Origin of the sequence: Gloeocapsa sp. PCC 7428 (genome assembly GCF_000317555.1) — a bacterium.
Classification (GTDB): Bacteria; Cyanobacteriota; Cyanobacteriia; order Cyanobacteriales; family Chroococcidiopsidaceae; genus Chroogloeocystis.
On the sequence record NC_019745.1, the window covers coordinates 1,534,999 to 1,558,616 of the forward strand.

Annotated in this window: 31 protein-coding genes and 1 pseudogene; 16 read left to right on the forward strand and 16 right to left on the reverse strand. The window is 40.0% G+C overall.

The genetic code is table 11. From position 1 onward, the window contains the following. Window positions 1-5 precede the first annotated feature (5 nt). The 3 genes from GLO7428_RS06815 to GLO7428_RS06825 all read right to left on the reverse strand — a co-directional run bounded on the left by GLO7428_RS06815 (window position 6) and on the right by GLO7428_RS06825 (window position 3,258). Window positions 6-890 carry an ABC transporter permease gene (locus GLO7428_RS06815; RefSeq protein WP_015187832.1) on the reverse strand — a complete coding sequence of 295 codons (885 nt, stop codon included), beginning with the start codon at window positions 888-890 and terminating at the stop codon, window positions 6-8. 322 nt (window positions 891-1,212) lie between these two features. Then, window positions 1,213-2,583, reverse strand: a complete 1,371-nt coding sequence (trxB, locus tag GLO7428_RS06820; protein ID WP_015187833.1) for a thioredoxin-disulfide reductase — start codon at window positions 2,581-2,583, stop codon at window positions 1,213-1,215. Window positions 2,584-2,685: 102 nt separating this feature from the next. After that, a complete protein-coding gene (locus GLO7428_RS06825) occupies window positions 2,686-3,258 on the reverse strand; it encodes a Uma2 family endonuclease (protein ID WP_015187834.1) in 573 nt (190 codons plus the stop codon). Window positions 3,259-3,484: 226 nt separating this feature from the next. Between GLO7428_RS06825 and GLO7428_RS29665 the strand changes: the two are divergent. The 8 genes and pseudogenes from GLO7428_RS29665 to GLO7428_RS28865 all read left to right on the forward strand — a co-directional run. Continuing rightward, a pseudogene (locus tag GLO7428_RS29665) lies at window positions 3,485-3,565 on the forward strand (hypothetical protein); the annotation flags it as partial. Then, entirely contained in the window at window positions 3,566-3,691 is a 126-nt protein-coding gene (locus GLO7428_RS29410; RefSeq protein WP_255348368.1) for a hypothetical protein, read from the forward strand. A gap of 192 nt (window positions 3,692-3,883) precedes the next feature. Next, entirely contained in the window at window positions 3,884-5,200 is a 1,317-nt protein-coding gene (locus tag GLO7428_RS06830) for a class I SAM-dependent methyltransferase (RefSeq protein WP_015187835.1), read from the forward strand. A 224-nt stretch (window positions 5,201-5,424) separates the two neighbouring features. Further along, entirely contained in the window at window positions 5,425-5,925 is a 501-nt protein-coding gene (locus GLO7428_RS06835; RefSeq protein WP_015187836.1) for a type IV pilin-like G/H family protein, read from the forward strand. A 352-nt stretch (window positions 5,926-6,277) separates the two neighbouring features. Continuing rightward, window positions 6,278-6,568: a nucleotidyltransferase family protein gene (locus GLO7428_RS06840; protein WP_015187837.1), complete on the forward strand. Its 291-nt coding sequence runs from the start codon at window positions 6,278-6,280 to the stop codon at window positions 6,566-6,568. A 97-nt stretch (window positions 6,569-6,665) separates the two neighbouring features. Continuing rightward, window positions 6,666-6,905 (forward strand): DUF86 domain-containing protein, encoded by a 240-nt coding sequence (locus tag GLO7428_RS26515; RefSeq protein WP_231295604.1) that lies wholly within the window; start codon window positions 6,666-6,668, stop codon window positions 6,903-6,905. Between the two features lie 344 nt (window positions 6,906-7,249). Beyond that, on the forward strand, window positions 7,250-7,477 hold the full coding sequence (locus GLO7428_RS06845; protein ID WP_015187838.1) for a hypothetical protein: 228 nt from the start codon (window positions 7,250-7,252) through the stop codon (window positions 7,475-7,477). Window positions 7,478-7,575: 98 nt separating this feature from the next. Continuing rightward, window positions 7,576-7,758, forward strand: coding sequence for a plasmid stabilization protein (locus GLO7428_RS28865; RefSeq protein WP_231295558.1), 183 nt, complete (start codon window positions 7,576-7,578; stop codon window positions 7,756-7,758). 252 nt (window positions 7,759-8,010) lie between these two features. Here the strand turns inward: GLO7428_RS28865 and GLO7428_RS06855 are convergent, their stop codons facing one another. Beyond that, window positions 8,011-8,253, reverse strand: coding sequence for a hypothetical protein (locus GLO7428_RS06855; protein ID WP_015187839.1), 243 nt, complete (start codon window positions 8,251-8,253; stop codon window positions 8,011-8,013). A 226-nt stretch (window positions 8,254-8,479) separates the two neighbouring features. Here GLO7428_RS06855 and GLO7428_RS06860 point away from each other — a divergent pair, with 226 nt between their 5' ends. The 6 genes from GLO7428_RS06860 (at window position 8,480) to GLO7428_RS06885 (ending at window position 11,696) form a co-directional block, all read left to right on the forward strand. Further along, window positions 8,480-8,701, forward strand: coding sequence for a hypothetical protein (locus tag GLO7428_RS06860; protein WP_015187840.1), 222 nt, complete (start codon window positions 8,480-8,482; stop codon window positions 8,699-8,701). Then, a complete protein-coding gene (locus GLO7428_RS06865; protein ID WP_015187841.1) occupies window positions 8,701-9,234 on the forward strand; it encodes a PIN domain-containing protein in 534 nt (177 codons plus the stop codon). Before GLO7428_RS06860 ends, GLO7428_RS06865 begins: the two co-directional genes overlap by 1 nt. 155 nt (window positions 9,235-9,389) lie before the next feature. After that, on the forward strand, window positions 9,390-9,620 hold the full coding sequence (locus tag GLO7428_RS06870; RefSeq protein WP_015187842.1) for a DUF2281 domain-containing protein: 231 nt from the start codon (window positions 9,390-9,392) through the stop codon (window positions 9,618-9,620). Beyond that, on the forward strand, window positions 9,617-9,910 hold the full coding sequence (locus tag GLO7428_RS06875; RefSeq protein WP_231295559.1) for a type II toxin-antitoxin system VapC family toxin: 294 nt from the start codon (window positions 9,617-9,619) through the stop codon (window positions 9,908-9,910). The genes GLO7428_RS06870 and GLO7428_RS06875 overlap by 4 nt, the downstream gene beginning before the upstream one ends. 593 nt (window positions 9,911-10,503) lie before the next feature. Then, window positions 10,504-11,028 (forward strand): type IV pilin-like G/H family protein, encoded by a 525-nt coding sequence (locus tag GLO7428_RS06880; protein ID WP_015187843.1) that lies wholly within the window; start codon window positions 10,504-10,506, stop codon window positions 11,026-11,028. 137 nt (window positions 11,029-11,165) lie between these two features. Next, window positions 11,166-11,696 (forward strand): type IV pilin-like G/H family protein, encoded by a 531-nt coding sequence (locus GLO7428_RS06885; RefSeq protein ID WP_015187844.1) that lies wholly within the window; start codon window positions 11,166-11,168, stop codon window positions 11,694-11,696. Between the two features lie 346 nt (window positions 11,697-12,042). Here GLO7428_RS06885 and GLO7428_RS28870 read toward each other — a convergent pair whose 3' ends face one another. Continuing rightward, window positions 12,043-12,288 carry a PIN domain-containing protein gene (locus GLO7428_RS28870; RefSeq protein ID WP_231295560.1) on the reverse strand — a complete coding sequence of 82 codons (246 nt, stop codon included), beginning with the start codon at window positions 12,286-12,288 and terminating at the stop codon, window positions 12,043-12,045. Then, window positions 12,270-12,536 (reverse strand): hypothetical protein, encoded by a 267-nt coding sequence (locus tag GLO7428_RS06895; RefSeq protein WP_015187845.1) that lies wholly within the window; start codon window positions 12,534-12,536, stop codon window positions 12,270-12,272. Before GLO7428_RS06895 ends, GLO7428_RS28870 begins: the two co-directional genes overlap by 19 nt. A 79-nt stretch (window positions 12,537-12,615) precedes the next feature. Between GLO7428_RS06895 and GLO7428_RS06900 the strand changes: the two genes are divergently transcribed. After that, a complete protein-coding gene (locus tag GLO7428_RS06900; protein ID WP_041918536.1) occupies window positions 12,616-12,837 on the forward strand; it encodes a hypothetical protein in 222 nt (73 codons plus the stop codon). A 297-nt stretch (window positions 12,838-13,134) separates the two neighbouring features. Here the strand turns inward: GLO7428_RS06900 and GLO7428_RS06905 are convergent, their stop codons facing one another. Next, window positions 13,135-13,503 (reverse strand): M48 family metallopeptidase, encoded by a 369-nt coding sequence (locus GLO7428_RS06905; protein ID WP_015187846.1) that lies wholly within the window; start codon window positions 13,501-13,503, stop codon window positions 13,135-13,137. A 7-nt stretch (window positions 13,504-13,510) separates the two neighbouring features. Further along, window positions 13,511-13,768 carry a hypothetical protein gene (locus tag GLO7428_RS27685; protein ID WP_155823601.1) on the reverse strand — a complete coding sequence of 86 codons (258 nt, stop codon included), beginning with the start codon at window positions 13,766-13,768 and terminating at the stop codon, window positions 13,511-13,513. Window positions 13,769-13,908: 140 nt separating this feature from the next. On the opposite strand from GLO7428_RS27685, the gene GLO7428_RS06910 reads away from it, so the two are divergent. Then, window positions 13,909-14,127 carry a DUF4327 family protein gene (locus GLO7428_RS06910; protein WP_015187847.1) on the forward strand — a complete coding sequence of 73 codons (219 nt, stop codon included), beginning with the start codon at window positions 13,909-13,911 and terminating at the stop codon, window positions 14,125-14,127. A 6-nt stretch (window positions 14,128-14,133) separates the two neighbouring features. Here GLO7428_RS06910 and GLO7428_RS06915 read toward each other — a convergent pair whose 3' ends face one another. The 8 genes from GLO7428_RS06915 to GLO7428_RS06950 all read right to left on the reverse strand — a co-directional run bounded on the left by GLO7428_RS06915 (window position 14,134) and on the right by GLO7428_RS06950 (window position 23,501). Next, entirely contained in the window at window positions 14,134-15,327 is a 1,194-nt protein-coding gene (locus GLO7428_RS06915; RefSeq protein WP_041918537.1) for an FHA domain-containing serine/threonine-protein kinase, read from the reverse strand. Between the two features lie 40 nt (window positions 15,328-15,367). Further along, window positions 15,368-17,245 (reverse strand): serine/threonine phosphatase, encoded by a 1,878-nt coding sequence (locus GLO7428_RS06920; RefSeq protein WP_015187849.1) that lies wholly within the window; start codon window positions 17,243-17,245, stop codon window positions 15,368-15,370. 139 nt (window positions 17,246-17,384) lie between these two features. Beyond that, window positions 17,385-17,987, reverse strand: a complete 603-nt coding sequence (locus tag GLO7428_RS06925; RefSeq protein WP_015187850.1) for a pseudouridine synthase — start codon at window positions 17,985-17,987, stop codon at window positions 17,385-17,387. Window positions 17,988-18,103: 116 nt separating this feature from the next. Beyond that, on the reverse strand, window positions 18,104-19,039 hold the full coding sequence (locus tag GLO7428_RS06930) for a sulfotransferase (protein ID WP_015187851.1): 936 nt from the start codon (window positions 19,037-19,039) through the stop codon (window positions 18,104-18,106). 16 nt (window positions 19,040-19,055) lie between these two features. Further along, on the reverse strand, window positions 19,056-19,742 hold the full coding sequence (locus tag GLO7428_RS25920; protein WP_015187852.1) for a bifunctional 2-polyprenyl-6-hydroxyphenol methylase/3-demethylubiquinol 3-O-methyltransferase UbiG: 687 nt from the start codon (window positions 19,740-19,742) through the stop codon (window positions 19,056-19,058). Between the two features lie 65 nt (window positions 19,743-19,807). After that, on the reverse strand, window positions 19,808-20,998 hold the full coding sequence (locus tag GLO7428_RS06940; protein WP_015187853.1) for a glycosyltransferase: 1,191 nt from the start codon (window positions 20,996-20,998) through the stop codon (window positions 19,808-19,810). Between the two features lie 91 nt (window positions 20,999-21,089). Further along, window positions 21,090-22,085, reverse strand: a complete 996-nt coding sequence (locus tag GLO7428_RS25925) for a class I SAM-dependent methyltransferase (RefSeq protein WP_015187854.1) — start codon at window positions 22,083-22,085, stop codon at window positions 21,090-21,092. A gap of 198 nt (window positions 22,086-22,283) precedes the next feature. Further along, entirely contained in the window at window positions 22,284-23,501 is a 1,218-nt protein-coding gene (locus GLO7428_RS06950) for a DUF563 domain-containing protein (protein ID WP_015187855.1), read from the reverse strand. Window positions 23,502-23,618: the final 117 nt, after the last annotated feature.

Here is a 23,618-nt window from a genome sequence, read left to right on the forward strand (position 1 = left end):
GTTATTCATCTTTGCTTTCGCCAACGCGGATTGATAAACTCACTTAAACCTTCACCCAGTAACGATAGCCCAACAACGAGTAAAGTTAACGCCATTCCTGGGAAAAATGCTGTCCACCAAATGCCTGTTGGTAGTGCTTGCAGCGCTTGACGAAGATCGTGTCCCCATTCAGGAACGCGTGGCGGTAAACCTTGTCCGAGAAATCCCAAACTTCCCAGCGTTAAGATCGCATCAGCAGCATTCAGCGTAAATAATACAGGTACACTCTGAATCACATTTAAAAATAAGTATCGCGAAATCACCCGCCAAGGAGATGCTCCCATAGCTTGGGCAGCTTCGATAAATAATTCAGTTTTAACACTGACTGTATGATTGCGCACGACACGATAATACTGCGGTATGTAGGAAATGCTGATTGCGATCGCTGCATTTAATATACCTCTTCCTACAACAAACGCGAGTGTAATCGATAGTAGCAACCCAGGTAAAGTATAAATTGTATCCATCAAAAACAGCAATACGCGATCCAAGCTACCACCGAGATACCCGCTGACAAGTCCTAATGGCACGCCGATCGCTAAACTCAATACTGTAGCCAGAACAACAACTTGCAACGCCACTTGCGTACCATATAGCGTGCGCGAAAAGACATCGTAACCTTCGCGATTCGTGCCAAACCAGTACTGTGCTGAAGGTGGTACGTGACTAGGATTATTGAGTGATTCGAGTGGATTTTGAATCCATCCCCAAGCTTGAAATACAGGAGCTAAGATAGCAATCAGCACAAAAATCAGAGTAATAATGAACCCGATGCGCATCAGTTGCATCGAGACGCTGGAACTACCAGACACTCTAAAAAGTAGCGGAAGTTGGCGTTTAGTTAAGGTCATCAGTATTCGTTCAACAAGCAGGATCTGCTGACCATTTTTACAGAATTGTCTGAGTTTTTGACAACTGTCGCCGCACGCGTAACGATATCAAATATTAAAGAAACCCACGCCGGTGGGTTTTGTCTATATCGCCGCGAATTTATTCGCCCCTCCATGAGGAAATCAAATATTAGAGAAACCCACGCCGGTGGGTTTTGTCTGTGTCGCCGCGAATTCCTTCGCCTCTCCATGAGGAAATCTCGCATATTCGGCGATTGAAATTGCCGCTACAATAACAAAGTCCGCCTGCGCGGACTATTAGCAATGATTTTGATGAGCAAAATTACAAATTAGCTTCAATCAACTGGCGGTAGTAACTTTTTTGTTTGATGCCTTTAACTTCCATTAAGAGTTCTTGATCTTTGAACAGTTGAATGGTGGGTGTTCCTGTAACACCGGCAGTTTCTGCAATGTCGCGCTCTTTATCGATGTCAATTTCTACAAAGTGAATTTTGCCATCAAACTCATCTACTACTTTGTTCAAAATTGGTTTTAATGTGTGGCAAGGACCGCACCCAGGTGCAACGTATTTGACCATCATTAAGCGATCGCTGTCGTGGAACAATTTCCGTAAAGCATAACCGCCTTCATGACGCGTTGCACTCACATCAAATTCGCCATTTTGTTCTGTCTTGACTGCTTCGTGAACTAACTCGTTATCTAAGTGCAAGTTCTCTCCAGCTTGATGGAATTCTTGAATTAAACCGTTAGAAGATAACCAGCGTTCGGCTAACATGGCTGCCATACAACCTGAACCCGCCGCCGTAATTGCTTGACGATACTCGTGATCTTGCACATCACCTGCTGCAAAGACACCTTCAACGCTCGTTTCTGGCGAATCTGGCTTTGTAATAACGTAGCCAATATCATCGAGTTCGATTTGTCCTTGGAAGAGTGATGTATTCGGTTTATGACCGATCGCGTAAAATAGCCCCTTGGCATGAATCTTGCTTTCTTCGCCAGTTTGTGTATTCCGAAGTTTGACCCCTTCCATGTGGTTATCATTCCCAAACACATCGATTGGTTCGGTGTTCCAATGGACTTGAATTTTGGGGTTACTCAAAACGCGGTCTTGCATCGCTTTACTGGCGCGCATTTTGTCACTGCGGACAAGCATATGGACTTGCGATCCATACTTGGTGAGATAAATTGATTCTTCAGCTGCGGAATCTCCACCACCCACAACCGCAAGTTCAGCACCATGAAAAATCGGTGTTGCCCCATCGCAGATTGCACACGCTGAAATTCCGCGACTCCAAAATTCGCCTTCACATGGCAATCCTAACCGCTTTGCTGTCGCACCAGTGGCAATAATCACGCTATGTGTTTTAAACTCGCGCTCATCAGAACGTACTGTGAACGGACGCTGACTTAAATCAACATAAGTGACATCTTCCGTATATAACTCAGCCCCCCAGCGTTCGGCTTGCGCTTTCATCCGATCCATCAAATTTGGTCCGGTAATACCTTCGGGAAAGCCTGGAAAATTTTCTACTTCTGTCGTTGTCATTAGCTGTCCACCAGGCAAACCCCCAGCTTGAAAGCCTTCAAATACAATCGGTTTGAGGTTAGCTCGTGCAGCATAAATTGCGGCGGTATACCCAGCTGGACCAGAACCAATGATTACTAAGTTCTCTACTGTTGGATTTGTCATGGATGCTTATACAAACTCATAATGACTACGTTTAGCTTAGTATAACAAAAAGTTACACAGAGAGCTAGTCGTATCGTTGCGGATTTTAAATCGAGATTGAGGTTAAAGAATATTTTGTAAATCCAAAACAAACCCTGGTAGCACGTCTTCACCGGATAAGCTGACAGGTGAGTTTAATATTTCTACTGGTTGTCCTTGACGATAGATTTCCACACGCTGGTTTTTCGAGTCGATTAACCATCCTAAGCGTACGCCATTGTCGCAGTATTCTTGCATTTTCGCCTGGGTTGTTTCTATGTTGTCACTTGCAGACATCAACTCCACCACAAAGTCAGGGGCTAAAGGTAAGAATGTATCAGGATCTGCGTTGAGAGTATCGATTCTTTCTTGTTTTACCCATGCTGCATCGGGAGAACGATTTGCTCCATTAGGTAATTTGAAACCAGTAGAAGCATCAAATGCTACTCCAGTTTGATTGCGATCAGCCCAAATTGCTAATTGTTTTGTCAGTTGAGTGTTCTTCTTTCCCGTTCCCCAGCCAGTTGGTGGTGTCATCACAATTTCCCCAGTCGCGGTGCGTTCTAATTTGAGATCTGGGTTAGTTTGACAAAGTTGATAAAACTGCTCGTCTGTTAAGTCAACAACCGAATGTAGATTAAGAGTAATAGCAGTCATTGGTGCGACTCTCCAATCAATGCACATATAAATATTGTGTGCCACTATCAACTACAACATTGCACTAAATGGATGCGATCGCACTTCTGCCACACACTATGAAATTATTGCTAAAGTATATGGCTTTTCAAGAATTACATCAAAATGCTAGTCTTATGCTACGACCTTGCTAAATTAAAAATCTTAAATTATGGCGAACCTAAGTTGACGTGATGTTCCAGAGGATCTTTATCAGCAAATTAAAGAAATTGCAGATCGGGAACGTCGCTCGGTAAATCAGCAAATCATTGTACTCTTAAAGCAGTCATTGCGGCAAAGGCGATCGCGAGGAGAAGTATTAGCAAGTATCGATCGACGAAACGCGACAATTGCCAAACGTGTCGGTATCACACCTGACTCGGCTCAAATGATTGCAGAAGATTGCCAGCGTTAATGCTATGAGGTAACTATCAAGGGCTAACAGATAGAGAATAGGAAGCGATCGCACTTTCTATGCTTTTATATCTACCATCTGCATCAGAAATACACCCGTACGTTTGCAAGATTTTTATCATATCTGGGCATATTAGCAATTGAGGTGAAGTAGGGCTTACCTTCGTTGCGGTTACAGTAGGAATTGCAGGATATGAATCAGATTTTGACTGAAATAAGTGAGAAGATTCGGCAGCAGTTTGATACCGGACCTTACCCTAGAATTGCGTTAGAGAAGTCGCCGAAGAACGACGCTATGGCGCTGTATATCCATAGTTTGGTAAATGCGTATTACTTGCGCAATCAAAAAGTCATTAGTACTGAGGGTAAGTTAATTTTAGACGCAGGATGTGGCTCAGGGTATAAATCATTGATTTTAGCGGAAGCCAATCCAGGGGCAAAGATTGTTGGTGTAGACATCTCTGCAAACTCGATTGAACTTGCGAAACAACGGTTGCAATATCACGGCTTTGACAATGCACAGTTTCACGTATGTAGGATTGAAGACTTACCGAGCTTAGGTTTACAGTTTGACTATATTAATTGCGATGATGTACTGTATTTGTTGAGTGAACCAGCGATAGGCTTGCAGGCGATGAAGTCGGTTCTCAAGCCTGATGGAATTATACGCGCTAATTTACACAGTTCACTGCAACGCACTTACTACTACCGCGCCCAAGAAGTCTTCAAAATGATGGGGTTAATGGATGAAAACCCTGAAGAATTAGAAATTGACTTGGTGCGAGACACGATGAATGCTTTAAAAGATCAAGTAAAGCTTAAAGCTTTGACATGGAGTCCGCAACTAGAAGCTGATCCAGAACGAATTTTGATGAATCTGTTATTTCAGGGAGATAAAGGCTACACAATCCCTGAGACATTCGCTGCAATTCGCAAAGCTGAGCTTGAGTTCATCAGCATGGTAAATTGGCGACAATGGAATTTGATGGAGTTGTTTAAAGAACCTGACGATCTCCCAGTTTTTTTAGCAATGAGCTTACCGGAGATTAGTATCGAAGAACAATTGACTTTATTTGAATTATTACATCCGGTTCATCGCCTGTTAGACTTTTGGTGTGGTCATCCGCAGCAAGAACAAGATTTTGTTTTGGTTGCAGATTGGACATTATCTGAGTGGGAAACGACACGCATTCATCTTGTACCGCAACTAAGAACACCGGAGATTAAACAAGAGTTGCTGAAATCCGTTTCGCAGTTAAACACGTTTGAAATTAGCCAGTATTTACCAATTGTAGAAAAACACGTATCGATAGATAGTACAGTTGCAGCTTGTTTGTTACCTTTGTGGGAAGCACCGCAATCAATGCGATCGCTTGTAGCACATTGGCAGAAAATACGCCCTGTGAATTTGGCAACACTAGAGCCATTTAGTGCAAATGAAGCTTTAGAAGTGCTGAGTAACGCGCTTATTGGGTTGGAAAGTCGCGGTTATATTCTTGTAGAACGGTAGAGTCATAGCAAATCTGGTAGATGAGTGTTCATATGTTCTAGTTATTTAGCCGGAGATGATATTATTTTTCATAAGCGATCGCACTTTTATTACCTAAAAATAGATGTCATCAGCTTGACTGAGGATGAATTTTTGACGGTTGGATATGTGAAAACCTCGATGAGTGGGCAAGCTAAGTTTAATTACTAGCAAAACATTTTACCCACTCTATAGCTAAAAGTACTATGAATACCCAACTTAAGGCTAAATTTCTATATCGGAGGGACAGAAAACACGAAGAAGGTTTCACGCTCATTGAGATGCTAGTGGTTATTATTATTATTGGTATTCTCTCTGCTACTGCAATGCCGTCGTTTCTGAATCAAGCAGCGAAAACTCGGCAGTCGGAAGCAAAAAATAGTACTGGCGCTTTGAACCGAGCGCAGCAAGCTTATTATTTAGAAAATCAAGTATTTGCAGACGATGTAAATAAATTAAGTGTAGGCGTTGTCAATAGCGTTAGTTATAACTACGTAGTGAGTGGTAACGATTTCATCAATCAAGTTGCAAACTTGGCAACTGCACAGCAAGCAGATTTGAAAAGTTATGCTGGTGGCGTCTTTAAGTCAGCAAATAATCTAACAACTGTAGCAATTTTGTGTGAGGCAAATAGTGCAGGAAACGCACCGATAAACGCGCCAACGAGTGCGAGTGCTTGTGCTAACGGTTCGCAGCGAATGCAATAAGTTAGTTTCGATATAGAAGCTTGTAGTGACTTGCCTGAGGGAAGTTTAACGCTGACTCCTGCTATATTTCTGGTAGTATAGCAGTTAGCGATTAGCTATTAGCTCTTATTTTAAAAGCTTTATCGAGAATACATTTACTCAATATACTTGTCCTAAGCTGAATGCGTTTTGCTATATAAGCGATCGCATTTCTATAAATGACTCTGATTGAAGAGAGCGATCGCACTTTCAATTCATCAACAGCAAAACTGTACTTTGGTTAACTATTACAGTAATACAGGCGATCGCCCGCATTGCTTGTAAGGCTAAAATCAATATGCTATTTACGTAAATGTCTACATATTAAAAATTTATGGGTATTCGCGAGCTACTTGATCAACAACGATCAGAAATTCTCCGCATTGCGGCTCAACATGGAGCGTACAATGTGAGAGTTTTTGGTTCAGTAGCACGAGGTGAAGCACAACCAGATAGTGATATTGATTTATTAGTAGAATTAGAATCGAGCCGCAGTCTTTTAGATCGCGTGGCACTCATGCAAGACTTAGAAGATTTATTAGGCATAAAAGTGGAAGTTGCAACTGAAAAAGGACTACAAGCAAGTATCCGCGATCGCATTTTGAGCGAAGCATTGCCCTTGTGAAGAACGATCAGTTTTACTTAACTGATATCATTCAACGGATTGAGCGATTGAGACATATACCCAAGAGGGTAAGAATGTTTTTTTAGAGACTCCGATCATTCAGGATGCGGTAATTCGTAATTTTGAAGTGATTGGAGAAGCTGTTAAAAGACTATCTCAAGAACTACGGCAAAGTCATCCTGAAGTTCCTTGGCGGCGGGTAGCTGGGTTACGAGACGTCTTGATTCACGGATACTTGGGTGTGGATCTCAATGAGGTTTGGAACGTAGTAGAGCAAAATTTGTCTGATCTAAAAAGAAACATAGTAATAATACTACAGGAATTGAGTGAAACTTAAGTCCTAAAAAGACTTTGTTTTAATTGCGCATAGCGCACCACTAAAAGCGATCGCACTTTCAATTTATCAACAGCAAAGCTGCACTTTCGTTAACTATCACAGTAATACAGGCGATCGCGTTACGTTGATGCTAGGTGATTACTTGGGAGTAATTTTAAACCACAAGCGAGCAATTAACCAGAGACTATTGATGATAAGTATTGAACAAACAGTTGTAGAAAAGCTAAAAACCGCAGATTATTAGATATGGGTTTATTGGTAGCGATCAATTCACAGTCGAGTTATCTGTGATTCATGCTCAACAATAAACGATATAATTAACTCAACTGTGCAACTGTCAACTTATGAATACTCTCGCTCAAGTGTTGGAGACGGCTTCGCAGCTACCTAGAGAACAGCAAGAAATGCTGATCAACATTCTCCAAAACCGCCTTAACGAAAGTCGTCGTATAGAAATAGCGACAGATGCTCAACAAACCTTGATGGAGTTTCGCGCAGGTAGATTTCCACACCAATCAGCCGAAGATGCCATTATCGTGCTGCGCGAGTGTTTGCATGAACCAGAAGCATGAGACAGTTGGTTGTAACTCCCTAGTTCAAACGCGCTTTTCGCAAGTTTGTCAAACGAAATACTGATCTTCAGCAACGTATTGAAGATACTCTCAAGCAAATGGAAGTTGATGTATTTGCCCCAACACTAGGCACTCACAAACTCAGTGGCAAACTCGATGGTTTTCAATCCTGGTCGTGTGGTTATGATTGTCGCATTGTCTTCTCTATTGAACAAGACACAGAAATGAATATTGAAGTTATTGTTCTGCTCGATATCGGGACGCATGATGAAGTTTATTAGTTGCAATGTGTGGAGTTATAACTTAGTCACGAGTTAATACTTGCGATCGCCTAGAAGCACTGCAATACGTGCAATCGCTCTTTTCTATCACCGCTTCTGATTTTGCTTCTCCCCTGTTATTAATGACTGTCTTTGTGTAGACTCTCATACGCGATCGCACATCAATTGATTTGAACTTACAATCGTTGGAGTAACTCATTATACGCTGCACTCCAATCCAAAACCAATAAATACGCTCTGACTCAATCAAACCTAGTGCGCGGTAATTGGTGTAGATGGGAAAATGTCATCGAGTGGAACCGTTTCACCATTGGCAATCTCTTGGCGGATCGTAGCAGCCAGTCGATCCCATTGTTGATCGGTTGTTGCTTCAAAGCGAGTTTTCCAAGCTTGTTCATCTTCGAGTTCATTGAGAAGCTTAAGCGCGATCGCATCTTGTTGCTCGTCTGGGAGTTTTTCGATTTGTGCAATTGCACGGCGAAGTAGTTCAGTCATGTCTCAATCACAAAGCATTGTACAGTAATATATTGAGTCAATTTTACCTAAGCTGTGTTGTTTGTATGCGAACTCAGGCGATTGCTGCTACTGTGCTTTGCGCGATCGCACTTCCACGAACTAGCTTCAGTGACTCTTGAATAAGAAAAATGCCATGATGTGTTAACTAGAGTTGTTACTTGGCTCGTTAAAATAGATGCAATAGGCTGGATTGAGGAGAATGCTGATGACGCTGCCAGAATTGCAAAAACAGGCATTACAATTACCAGTTAGCGATCGCTGGCAGTTGGTACAAGCTCTTTTGGAGTCTCTGAAACGGGAAGCACATCCCAAGCTGAAACAGAGAAACTTGTCTCGATTGCGAGGAATTGCAAAGAGTTCAACTAATACAGGGGAAACTGATCCTCAAGAGGAGTACGTAACTTATTTGACCGAAAAATATCAGTAATGCGGATTTTGATTGATATTAATGTGGTTCTTGACTTCTTGCAAGAGCGAGAACCGTTTGTGGAAAATGCAGCAATATTATTTGAGCGTATTGATACTGGAGATATTGAGGGATTTATTGCAGCAACGACAATCACCAACATCTATTACATCGTCCGTAGAGCAGCAGGAAAAGTAGTGGCTCAAGATGCTATTACGCAAGTTCTGTCAGATTTAAACATTTGTACAGTCGATCTAGAAGTACTGGAACAAGCGCTTGCACTGAATTTTCAAGATTTTGAGGACGCCGTGCAATATGTCTGTGCGGTAATGCATAACGTAGATGCAATAGTAACTCGCGATCCATCTGGATTTGTTAAGGCGGAGATTCCTGTAATCTTGCCTGAAGAACTTGATACTATCAGCAGGGGTGAACGAAGAAACCAAAGCAACATTTTGTACAGCAGAAGAGGCGTGTTACCCCGATCGCATCACCATGACTACCTCCGCGATCGCCTAGAAGCACTGCAATACATGCGATCGCGTCTAGCGTAGGCAAAGCCCAATCGCACTTTCAATTTATCAACCGCAAAACTGCACTTTCGTTAACTATCACAGTAATATAGGCGATCGCGTTATGGTTAATGTTAACTGATAAATTGGAAGTAATTTTAAACCACAAGCGAGTAATTATTTAGAGATGATTAATAATGAGTATTGAACAGACAGTTATAGAAAAGCTAAAAACCCTTCCTGTAGAAAAACAGCAGGAAGTCCTTGATTTTGTTGAGTTTCTCCAAAGTAAAAGACTTGAAAATTCTTCTCATCAAGAGCGCGTACCAGCATCTGTGTTTACCCTTGCGCAGCAGTATATTGGCTGTGTGGAAGGAGCAGAAGATTTATCTACTAACAAGAAGTATATGGAAGGTTATGGTGCGTGAGCAAGCCGCAGATACTATTAGATACAGGACCACTAGTAGCTGCACTCAATCGCCGCGATCAGTTTCATGGCTGGATAACAGTAGAGTTAAATAAAATTGAGCCACCTTTGTTAACTTGTGAAGCTGTGTTGTCAGAAGCTTGTTTTCTACTCCGAAATGTGTATGGTGGTAGTCAAGCTGTCATTTCTTTGATAAACACAGGAGTCATTCAGATACCGTTTCGCTTAGATGAAGAAGTCGGCTTGATAGGTGAACTGCTAGCGCGTTACAGTCTGTGCCAATGTCTTTAGCAGATGCTTGTCTGGTTCGGATGGCTGAACAGTATACAGCAAGTATGGTGTTGACGCTTGATAGTGATTTTAGAATTTACCGCAAACATCGAAATCATACTATTCCTGTAATTATGTCAAGCAATGTGTAGCAAAGAAGTGTATTAAGTGTCAAATGCTGTTCTTCTTGGCATAAAGCCTTTAGTACGATCGCATTTCAATCACTCTCATAGGCGATCGCACGTAGCGCACCACTAAAAGCGATCGCGCTTTCAATTCATCAAAAGCAAAACTGCACTTTCGTTAACTATCACAGTTATATAGGCGATCACTGCTCATCACTTCATTCGGTTAGCATAGACACAGTTGCCTTGGCTAGACAACAAAAGACTGATGAAAATACTGTTGTCAGTAAAACATTTTATACACAACCATTTTTTTGAAGGGTCGTAAAACTCCACAAGGCTCTGTAGATAAGCATTACAACCTTATGTATCAAAATTGCAGCTAGAAAGTCAAAAAAAATTTCTGGAGGTGATATGTATTTGGTAATAAGTGGGCAAGTTATATCTAGAGGTTAAAAGTTAAATATATACCGAAAGGAAGAACTCACCATGAAAACCGAACTAAAAGTAAAGTTACTACAACACTTGAGCGGCAAGAAAAAAGAACAAGGTTTTACGCTAATTGAATTACTCGTAGTCATCATCATCATTGGTATTCTATCCGCTATTGCTCTACCTTCGTTCCTCAACCAGTCTGCTAAAGCACGTGCATCTGAAGCGAGAACAAACGTAGGTGCGATGAATAGAGCGCAGCAAGCTTATTATCTGGAAAATCAAGCATTTGCTGTAGATGGAACAGGGGAAGGAGCAAAAACCGCGATTGAGCAAATGGGTATTGGTATTAAAAACAGTGCCAATTATAAGTATTCAGCAGCATCACCTACTAATGCAAATACAGATGTTGTCAATAAAGCACAAGCGGAGAATGCTGATCTCAAAGGTTATGCGGGTGGTGTTTTTAAAACTGGAGGAGCTACTCAAGCTATTCTTTGTGAAAGTAAAACTGCAAGCACAGATGCACCAGCCAATCCAACTAGTGCTGGCTGTGCTGACACTCAAACTCAGTTGAAATAAAAATTGAAGTTAGCTTCTTTGTGTAAGGTGGTAGAAGTCTTTCTACCACCTCTTTTTACTACCTTCAGTTTTTGCTTTAAAACTCAATAAGATTTTTATTACTAAATTTAGATTTTACGTATAACTCATTAACTTAAATGAAAGTCAAATTTAAGTGTCATTACTTAGAGTATTTCAGGGTTATAAATAGGAAGAATGAAATTAATACAGGTTTTACGCTAATCGAATTACTCGTTGTCATTATTATTATCGGCATCCTCTCTGCAATCGCCATGCCTTCTTTTCTTGGTCAAACCACAAAAGCACGGCAATCTGAAGCTAAAACTAATGTTGGTGCTATGAATCGCGCTCAGCAAACGTACTATTTTGAGAATCAAACATTTGTAGAAGATGCTGAGAGTACAAATGCTATAGAAAAATTAGGTATTGGCATAGAAAATAGCGTAAATTATCTTTATTCAGCAACAGCGGTTACTAATATTCAAAGAGGCGTTGCTAACAAAGCACAAGCAAATAACGCTGAACTAAAGGGCTATGCAGGTGGTGTCTTTACTGATTCAGAACTTACTCAAGCTATTTTGTGTGAGGCAAATGAAAAGGGAATCGACTTAGTAGCTAGTCCAGATAATGCTAATGATTGTGGTACTGGGTCGAGTAAGATTAGGTAATGGGTAATTGGTAATAGGTTGAATTGTAGCTGAGTTAATTAAGTTAGCGGTTACTATTTTTTGGTTTTGTAAGAGCAATCTGCCCACCTCTACAGCAAATTTACTAAAAGCGATCGCGCAAACTTCAAGCAATAGATTCAACAAAATGCGATCGCTTTAATGCTGCGCTTCGTCGTGCGATCGCCCATTTCGTTATTAAGGTAAAATATCAAATCTTTCGCAATGCTGTGGACGAAATATACTAAAATCTCGCTGATCTAATGTAAGAATAGTTTTACTGTTTAAACGTTCTGCCAAAGCCATAACGCTAGCATCTACAAAGTCAATTCGACTATCAGCATATTTCTCAAGAATTGCAGCTATACGCTCCAAGCCTAAAGCGACTAGTAGCCATTCCTCGTAAAAAAGCAACTACAGTTAAAATTCCTGCATCCCTACCTAATAAATAGGTAACTTCAGCTAAAACAGTTTGAGGAAGTAATACTTGTGTATATTTTTGATAAACTGCAACAACTTCACTATGTCTAATATCAGAACGATTGAGCAATGCAACAACAAAACCCGTATCTGCTACTACGATGGCTCTTTCCATGTCCATCCTGATTTTTGAGTAATTTCCTGCTGTAAAATAGCCTCTGACTGGGTTGCTAAATCAGCAGAACTAGAAAATAATCCGATAAGCGGATCTGGTTCGGTAGCTTGTTGAATTGTTGATGTTTCAATATACTGCTTGACGGCTTCGGTAATGATTATTTCTGGTGGTTGTCCTGTTTGCTGAGCTAAAGCAATTACTTTTTCCAGTAACGATTGTTCGGGCTTCCAGTTAAATACGTGTTCCATAATTTTTTAACTATCTACAATAAAATCGAAAATTAGGATAATTAATGATTGCATACATTATTTTAGTGGCTACTTATAGATGATCGCTCAAACTACAACCAATGAATTTTCAAACAAAGTGCGATCGCCTGTCATTAGTATTTTGCTTATGAGTGTGATTGGGCGTTACCTACGCTATACGCTACCGCTACACTGCGCTTTGCGCGATCGCCTGTGGGGGAGATTTTCTGATTGGGTGCGATCGCTGATAAAGCTGTGCGTAATTAAACCTCCAATTACCGCCCTACAGACTCAGGAGTAGAGATTTTGCGAGTCATTCATAGCGTGCGAGACATAAGGGGAATTTGAGATGAGGGCTTAGGAGAAGATAGTAGTGATACATTTGAACTAGAAGAATTGCTTACAGCAATGAACAGCAGCTTGACTATAAATTCATTAAAGCTTTTGGATGCAGAATTTGAGCGCATTGTCCGAGCAAACCCAGAGTAGAATTTTGAACAAACAGCAGGAGATTTAGTTGTTGCGCCACCGACAGGAGGAACCTCTGGAAACAAAAATAGCAACCTTAGCTACCAATTAGAAGCTTGGAAATAGAACGCTATTTTTGATTAACTTGTTGTTTGACTTGCGCTAGTACATTTTGATAGTCCTGGCGATCGGGGTGTAACTGTACGAGTTTTTCTAAGGATGCGATCGCTGCATTGGGGTTATTCATCTGCAATTGTGTGAGTGCTAATCCTTCTAGTGCAGCTTGGTTGTTGGGTTCTCTTTGCAAAACAACATCATAGCCTTGGGCTTGCGCTTGCAGTTGCGATTCTGGCGAGACGACTGTGTTATTTGTGGGCTTCACAGCCTGATTGATCGCGCCGATTGCGCCATACGCGGTTGAACCAAAGAAAGCAACAATCGATACCCAGGTGACAATCTGCTGAAAACGCTGGCGCGAAGTATTCTGGTACGCATCCATAACTAAATTAATAACAATCTGGTATTGTGTCTATTGTTAAGCTACCCACTTGCCTGCAAAGCGCGATCGCATTAATTGCCCAAAACCGTTTTGCTTGATTGCGATATATGAGTGAGTAGAAAGGCATCGAGCATAATTTTGTATCGCCTCTACTCTGACGTGCTTTAATAATGAATGTTCCGACTAAGTAGCATTGCGGCTTACATGAGTACACAAGGCGATCGTGGTAGTGATTTCCGTACTTTGGGGCAAATCGACATACCATCTAAAAATCTTTGTGGTACTCTAAATAAATAGAAAATGCTTTTCGCGCTAAGGGAAGCTTGAGCATTGCAGATTAAATCAAATTGAACGCGCTTCTCTAGTCGAGAATTGACCAAACATTATTAACATCAAATCGAGGTTATGTCTCAGCAAGTTATTCACCCGATGGTGAAATTGCAACATCACGTGCGATCGCTGGTAGAATCAAATATTCTTAAACCAAGCGATAGTATTTGGAAAATCGCTCTGCTCTACGGTAATGAATGGCATTACTGGAAGCAAGAATTATTAGAATTCGGATTTACGATGCAAGATCCTGTGAGTGAACTACTCGCAGTTGAAGCATGGGATGAAGAGTAAAGGCATTTAACAATTAGCTGATTTGAGGGCAGCAGCCAATTCGGGGGCGGTAGCATAGCGATCGCTTGGAATTGGTTCTGTTGCCCGTTCAATCACTCTTTGTAGTTGGGGTGTTATTGTGGGTACGGTGGAAAGGTCGAAGCGGTATCCGCGACCGCGTTGTTTGAGAAACTTAAAGGGAGTTTCTCCAGTCAGTAGAAAAATCAGTGTAGCGCCTACAGCGTAAAGATCCGACTGTGTTAATGGTTGTCCGCGTTCTTGTTCAGGGGCGGCGAATCCTTCTGCACCGATGCGAGTTCCAGGAGTTGTACTGCTTTGTTTGACCGCACCAAAATCTAAGACAACGATAGAGTTATCGGCGCGGCGGACGAGTAAATTTGCGGGTTTAATGTCGCGGTGGATCAGCGGTGGGTCTTGCGTGTGGAGATAATCTAAAACATCACAAGTTTGTACCATCCAGGCGATCGCTTGTGCTGGTGTTACGGGTCCGCGTTCTAGTACGCATCTTTCGAGGTCTTGACCGTGAATTAATTCCATCGCCAAATACTTCTTACCGTCTTGTAAGAAGAAATCGTAATACTTGGGAATTCCTGGATGCTGTAGAGTTGCGAGGGTACGTGCTTCGCGCTCAAATAACTCTTGCGCTTTGGCGATTTTTGCCATATCCGCGTTCATTTCTTTCAAAACGAGAAGTTGTGGATTGGTAACTGTTTTAGTCGTATCCCACGCTAAATAAGTTGTTCCCATACCGCCTTGTCCGAGGATACGTAGCACTTGATATTGCCGAATTTGCCGCAAAACGGTAAGCGGTTGACCGCAGCGCGTGCAAAATAGGCTGTTGGGAAGATTGCCGCTATGATCGCATTGCAAGTTAGCAGGTACAGTTGTTTCTTCTAAGTGAAATTGCAGGATGGGACCGCCGCGCGCCAGTTGAATCATCGCGCGATCGCGCACAAGACCTTGCGTCATTAAGATTCCATCAACAAAAGTGCCATTCGTACCGCGATTCGTCAGGTGCCAACGTTGAGGATCTCCAGTATGAACGCACTGCAATTCGAGGTGGTAGCGAGAAACCATCGGATCGCTCAATACAATGTCATTATCAGGAGAACGTCCAATCCGAATCTGCGACTCAGAGTCAAATTGCCACTGCTGTAGTGGTGTTTTTCGTTGAGGATCTAGTAAGTACAGTGCGACCACACTAAGCCTAGTTGAGTAGATTAAATTATCGTCACGAGCATCATGCCAAAGGCATTGTAGGTTCCGAATCATCACTTGTTGGATGAACTTTTGCGCGGATGAGAATCGCGGTGATATTGTCGTGACCATTGCAATGATTTGCTAAATCGACTAAATTAGCAAGCCCTTGCTCTAAACTTGCTTCTGACCTGAGTAATGGTTCTAAGTGCGTATGCCAGTGATGTTCTAACAAATTATTATCCGAAAGACCATCCGAGGTAAGGATCAGTAAGGTATCTTCGTGAAGTTCGAGAAACTGAACATCAGGATTAACATAACTCGCTTCGCGTGGTCCTAAAGCTTGCGTCAGTTGGTAAGCATCTGGACGTCCATACGCAATCTCAGGTTCTACTCCGCGTAAGATTTCGCGTTGTCCGACTTCATGATCTGTCGTGATTTGTTCAAGTTCGCGCTGACGCGATAAACGATAGAGGCGACTATCACCGACATGAGCGACGGCAACTTTGGTATTTTGGATCAAAGCCATGACTAGAGTTGTCCCCATGCGTCCTACGCCGGAACGCGCTTCCTGTTGATTGAGTTCGTAAATTGCTTGATTGGCTAATCGCACCGCTTCGCGGATTGTGGTTTCCTCCGGTAGCTTGTCAGGTTCCCAGTGCGTTTCAAAATACTCTTTGATTGCGTGTACCGCGAGTTTGCTAGCAACTTCACCGCCAGCGTGTCCGCCCATACCATCACAAAGAATATATAACCCACGCGCTTGGAGTTGGCGATCGCTTGGAGTGTTTTGTTTGTTAATTGTTGTTGCAATCCCAAAAAAATCCTCATTGTGTTCGCGTTGGCGACCGACATCCGTACTGCCTGCGTCTTCGAGGCTAGATAATGTCATGGGTAACAATACTGTTGGCATATTCTCGGCAGAAATTTGAGTGTCTTCGATTTCTACTAGCGAGTCTTGAACAATGTTTGTCGATTCGCTTTGATCTTGAAGTTCTGCGGCGATTGCTTCTAGACGCGATCGCAACGTATCAATTGCTTGAAGTTCTCCGCTTTGTAACTCGTTGAGAAGTTCAACTATCGCGCTAAACTGAGTTTGTTGCGATGCTTGAAATAACTCAAACCAAATCTGTCCTAAATCTTGTAAAGTAACCTCAGCTTCCTCAGCATACAAGCGTTGTAGTGCCAAAACACCGTCTTCATCGACGCGCAAATTATTGAGTTTTAACAAGCTTTGCCGACATTGACAAGGTTCGAGTGCTACCCAAAGTTGCAGCATCTCGTGCAACCAGTGCAGAATTTGTAGCAAAGAAGTATTGTCCTCTTGCCACAATGCGATCATCGGTTGCCAATCAGAACGATCCTCAATCAACACAATTTGTCCGCCGTCACTTTGCCACGCATCGTGAATCGCAGGTAATGTTTGATGCAGCTGCGCTTGAAGTGTTAGATAAGTTTGCGCGATCGCCGGAATTTCTGTGACGGTGGCTGCACCCGCGAGGAGGGGTGATACTTGCAATGGTTGACAATCGAGGACGCGCAAGCAAACTTCGGTGTCATTGACTGATTCGCTTGCGGGCTGTATATCAAGAATTTGATAGCGCTGTTGTTGATCTAAAAATGCCCCAACGGTTAATTGTTGTGGTGCGAAGTCTGAATCAGCAGTTTTGTCTACAATTGTCACTGCGGTTTGGACTGTTGTCTCGGTAACGGTAGCAGTTGTCAACGGCGGCTGCAATTGTTGTGCGATCGCGAAGTAGATCTTTCCAGTAAGCGCGTTACACTTTTGGCACCGTTCTTGATTTAATGCCACAGTACTACCGCACTCTGCACAAAATTTATGCGTTAGCGAAGTACCGCACTGTTGGCAGAATTTGTTGTTGTTGGGATTCTCAAACTGGCACTGGGGGCAAATTAGCATATTATAAACTTTGAAGCACAATAGCACTTTTGTAATCGGCTACAAATCCAACTTGCCACAATTTATTCCTCATGCCCACAATTACTCAGGACTGATGCACTTAATTGCTTTATTGTGACTGACTAATTATTCCCTAAATTCAGCGCTGCGATCGCGGCGATAAGAGTTTTAGGAGTGATTGTTGTTCTGGTGGTGTTAAATTGCGCCATTGTCCTGGTTGTAGATCGCCAAGTTTGAGATCTGCGATCGCGACTCGCACTAATCTTAAAGTCGGAAACCCTACTTTCGCCGTCATTCTACGTACTTGACGGTTTTTACCTTCGGTGAGTGTGATTTCTAACCAAGCGGTGGGAACATTTTTGCGAAAGCGAATCGGATGCGATCGTGGTGCAATTGCTGGTTCAGTATCGAATAAACGCACAATTGCTGGTCGCGTCTGGTAATTGTCAATGATAACGCCTTGCTGTAATTGAGCCAACGCCACAGCATCAGGAATTCTTTCAACTTGTACCCAATACGTGCGGGGATGCTCAAATCGTGGATGTGAGAGACGATGCTGTAGCTGTCCGTGGTTCGTTAATAGCATCAACCCCTCGCTGTCCCAGTCTAAACGCCCAACAGGATACACCGCAGGAACCGCAATATAGTCCTTCAGTGTACTTCTTGCTTCGTTACTGCTATCAGTAAATTGGCTTAAAACACCATATGGCTTATTAAAGAGAATGTAGCGATACTTGCCCATAGGCTAAAGAATAGCAGAATATCTACACAATCATGGCGATGAGTGCGTTGGAATGTAGATTATGAGATTACTCTACTAAGATATCAAAATTGAATGCAATGAATCAGATTTGCAATTTACGTGTTTAATATGTATTTAAATGAGCGTTGACAAACTTCTTTAATGCGCTTCATTTTAAGAAGAAAATAATTGTTTATTAATTTATACCCCGCTGAAATTAAATATTTATAAGCAACAGATTCAAACGTATAAATTTCGCTCTTTGACAAAGATTTTTTCCATCCATCTATGCGATCAGTTATTGCTTCTTTATCAATATTGCTATGTAAATTGCCATATCGTTCAGGAACTACATATTTTTGGCTTACCTCTAGATTGCCTTGATAAATAACACCTAAAAAAACACATAGCAATTTAACAGTTTCCTCTGGACAATTAACTAATTCTTCATAGTATATGGTGGTTGTATCTTTTGGATATTTATTGCTAAGTTGTTTTAGTAAACTTATAGTTGTACACCAGCGTTTTGCTCCTTTATAAGGATCTGTTTCAAATGGTTTGCCAGTAACTGAGTATATGCTATTTTTTTGCGAGTTAAAAACTCCTCTTCCATCTCGGATAATTCCAATAAATTTAGAATTTGGAAACATTGATTTCATTTTCTCAAATTCTGATAAATAGTAAATATGCTTTAATCCAAATAGTTTTGCTTTTGGAAAGTTCTTTTCTTTGTAAACTGTACATATAGATAAAATAAAATCTTCTACACTAACTGGTAAACTTGGTTGAACAAATTGAATTATTTCCTCGGCATGAATTTGCCAATCATTAAACTTTGCATCTTTATATAAAACATTGATTATTGTGTGTAAATCTTGCTCGTTTTCTATTAGCTCCTTAGAATAGTTTGTTAAAATAACTTTAATGAAATTACTTTCTGGGGGCAAAGCTATGTCCGCAAATTTAACTAGCAAATTTGCCAGCAAAGTAGAGCCGGATCTTGGTTCAAAAACAATAAAGAAAGGACAATTAATTAAATTATTTATGTTCATAAATGGTTTATCTTAATTATTTTTTAGCAGTTACCAAGTAGCCTGTTGTTATAAAGTCTGAAGGAATAAGTTTGGATAACAACAAATTAAAAGGAATAAAAACATAAGAAGAAATAATTAAAAATGGTGCAATTATTTTAGTAAGTTTTTTCTTCTCTTTAACTAATCTTATAATTAATACATAAATAGCATCTGCCCATGAATTTCTTTCAATAATATTTAAATCTCTAAAGTCCTTTAATAATATTTTTAAACCATACTTTGTGAATCTGTAATAATCGTAAGGACGACAATGAATAGGAAAAATAAAAGGAACTGTCAAAATTAATTTACCATTTTGTTTTAATAAAGTGTGAATTTGTTCAATAGCTAAGTGAGGTGCACTAACATGTTCAAGAACTTCACAAATAACAATAAAATCAAAAAAATCCTTACAATTAAAATTGTGAGTACATATATCTCCTACAATATCGGGTTTAGTTCGCTCGTCGATATCAAAAGAAACTATTTGAAAATCCTTTTTCTGAGCATATTTTTTTAATAAAAAACCTATATCTCCTCCTGCACCAATATTCAAAACTTTTTCTTTTGCTTGAATTTGATCGAACTCATTTTCTAAAAAGCTGTAAATGCCTTTCCGAGATATCTTCTTGGAAATGTTGTTAGCATAACTATGAGAATTTGTCGATATCTTTTGAAGCATATATTAATTCCTTAATTTTGTTTTAATTTACATTGACCAGATTTAAAAGCTAGCTTCCTCAAAACTTAAGGATAAAAATTCGGCTGGGTAGAGTAATGATTTTCCTGTAGTTTCTTTGTGAAAAACTGAAGAATACGTTCAGCACGCTGTTCCCAGGTATAGTATTGAACATCTTGGAAGGCTTGTTCTGCAAGGGATTTACCCATTTGGGGATTAATAAGTAATTCTTCTACAGCTTGCTTAAATGATTGAGGACAATCGGGTTCAGCTAAGAGGGCATTTTTCTTATGTTGTAGAACAGTAGTAATATTTGGTAGGGCAGAAGCAACGATAGGTCTATGTGTTGCCATATATTCAAACAACTTGAGTGGTGAAGTTGTCGCTGACCAAACATGCTTGCCACTATTTGGCAGGATCAAAACATCACTGGCATATAGATAAGTCGGGAGTTGAGTTTGAGGTACGTGTCCAATAATTTTTACATTAAAAAGGCGATCGCGTTGACATACTTTTCGGGCTTGTTCAATATCATGTTGCCAGCCTCCTAATAATAGAAATAAACAGTTTGGCATCAACTGCGCAACCTGATAAATCGTTGGTATTCCTTTAAAGTCATACAAATGACCTGCATAGACTACTATTGGTATACTTAAAGAAAGTTGTAATTTTTGCCGAGCTTCTTCTTTTAATTGATAAGGAAGAAAATGTGTTAAATCAACACCATCATGCTCAACTATTACTTTTTCCAGAGGAAGCCCTGCTGTAACATATTCGCTTGCTAATTGTTGAGAGATCGTCACAAGTCCTAGAAAATTGCGTTTCGTCAAGGTTTGTTTTGGGAAAAAGCCATCTTTTACAGGTAAATGCCATTCGTATAAAATATTCAAGCCTAAACTTAGTGCAATTTTTGCTGCTTGCTTTGACCTAGTATAAACTAAATCAGGAGATTTCATGGCAGCATAGAATGCTGCCCAACGCGAGAAATGCTGACTGCGAAACTTGTTGCGATATTTTCGGGGAAATGGATAACTATTTCTACAAAGTAAAGGTAGTTGCGTAATTTTATATTCTTTTGTTAATCCGTACCAATTCTGAAAATCAAACCTATTGTTTTGCACAAGTGACCATAAATCACCTAAGGTAATGAGTTCAAAGTCTTCAACCTTTTGAGCAAAAGCTTGAGCCATTTTGGCAACTTGTATAGAGTTTGCTTCTTGCGAGGGTAAGTTGCCTTCTGAAATGTAGATTATTTTCAAAATTCTCTCCGAATAATCGAGCCAAACTTTTTTTGATAACTATCGTTAATCAGTGACTCAAATATTTTGTTTAAAACTTTGATATTTTGACTTATACAGAGTAATAATTCTTTCTTGCATAAATACCAAATGAACCACTAGTTTTTAAACGGTGTTTGAAAGCAAAGTCATTACCCCAACGTAGGCGTAGGAATGCATCAAATAAATCTTGTAGCTTATAAGTATATTTTTTAAACTTTCTTAAATCTAGAGCATGCGAAGATATACTTGGGATAAATCCCCAGCCAGACCATAAATCTTCTAGTGTAAGTCCTGCTGAGTTGCAGAGTATGAAAAACCCATTTGGGGTAAAGTGAAAACAAGACTGATCGTGCCAACTCTCCCAAAAACTACCTGAAGCAATTAAAGCCCCACCAGGCTTTAAAACGCGGCTAATTTCAGCAAAAGCAATAAATGGATTATAAAAATGCTCTATAGTGGCTGTCGTCAAAATGAAATCAAAACTAGAATCTTTAAAAGGAAGACGGTGTGCATCAACTAAAATATCTGCTTCAGGCGATGAGTAATCTACTGAGATTACATTTTCAATTCCTACAGAGTTAAGATAACTTCTATTACCACCAGAGCCACATCCAAGATCTAAAGCTTTTATATTTGACCCCAATTCACTTCTAATTTGAGCAATGTAATATAATATCTCTTTCTGCAATTTTGTTTGATATTTATCTCTAATCTCCTCACGCGATATGCATTTGTATTCTACTCTTGTTGCATAACCAAGGTTTTTGATTTGTTGTTCGCTCAAAAAAGGTTGTGGTATCTGAAACTCAATGCTAACTTGAGATTTATGACTAAGACAACGAAAATCTAGATTATTAGACTTTGAATCAACTTCAGCTTGATAATATTTTGTGTTGCAAACTTTACAAATTAATCCTTGAGGCTGTGGTATGAGTTCACCTTTGTCAAGTGGGCAAACTAATACTTCATCTATTAGCCTCAAATTTGAATCGTAAGAATATTTGTTTGATGAATGTAATCCGCTAGTTGTATCTTCTAATTTTTTTTGAGTAATATGCGTTGCCATTCTAGCTCTCCTATTTTATAAATAGACTGAGTAATTTATTTTTGTCAATGTATAAAAGCAAATTAAATATGAGTACGTACCCGTTGTTTTCAAAGCTAGATTTTTATATTCTGCTGAAGATTAGCATAAATTAATATGTAGAAAATTAGTAGTTTATTTTTTTATCAAAATGTGTTGTAACTATTTAGTGTTTTTTTATTATTTCCTAGAATGTTCTTTCATCATTTGAACTACCAGATGCTGTAATTTATCAATCTTGACTACTAATCCTTTAAACTTTTCACTATACTGATTGTTTATCTCTGGTTCTGATAGCAAACATCCATACTGAAAACCTAATGCTTGCGTTAATAAGAAATAAAAAGGAGCAACCATTGAACCGAAAAGTTCGATAACGATCAATTTCTGCGCAAATACTATATTTGTGAGACCAGCACCATGAGCAGCGACTACTATTTCTGCCTGTGAAAAGAGGGCTACCTGGTCAGTAAAGCTCATATTCTCTAAAGTGTATGACACAAAGCCGAGCGGAGTTAAAGCCTTTAAAACTTCCTCTTCGTTAATAACTTGACGACCTGCACTTTTTGGGCGTGATATATATATTCTTGAAGAGTAAGACTTTTTATCCTGTGATTTAGGAAGATTGCTGAGTACGCGCTGACGTAGCCAGTGACATGCTACTGGTGATATAAGGCTTTTCTCTCTACGGAAAGAGGATACTACTAGTCTTTTAATGTTAATACCAAATCCATTCCAGTAGATATAATCTTCAGGCTTGTACCCCAAAAGTTTCAGGGACTCTATCTTCCAAGCTGGAGGATTTGAATCAATAATTAAAAGTGGTTTTCTTCCTGTTTGTGCATGGTAATATTCAATTCCTTCAAGTCTAAGTAAACAATCTACTATCCAGTGAAAATAGTTGCGGTTGTAAATATTGACTAAAGAACTAGCTGTATCTATTTGAGGAATTTCGTGACGAATTAATTTTCTTGAAAGTATAGTATTGATGGGTAAAGTTTTACTCAAGCGATTTGGAGAAACTGTTTCTGAAATAACATGACCATTTTTGTTAAAGCCCACAGCTGTAGAGCCAACAAGCGTGGCTTCTGTAAATTCAGATATAAATGGCTTTTGTAATGTAAATTTACCAATGTGATTCGTCATTAGCTTTGGTAAAATATCTGAACCTTCAACTGGTTTTCTGGCTACGATTGTTTCTCCTACACCAAACCTAATAACGTTGTATTTACTACTTTTTTCTAGTATTTTTTCTTTTGAAATTGTCTGTAAACCAAGGTTTGTTGTAGCAAAAGAAAACACCCATTGACGTAAGGGATAGTTAACCATTCCAGGCAAGGCTCGAAAGCGATCGCCTACGATTTTTCGCTTGATATCTTTCGGTTGAAATATCAACATTTTCTCACCTCTCTACAACTACAAGTTTTGCATCTTACGATGCTCTTAAATAAAAAATACACGTATCCGAAATGCATAAAATTCTTTGTGTATTGTGAAAGTACTCCTTTAGGTGTT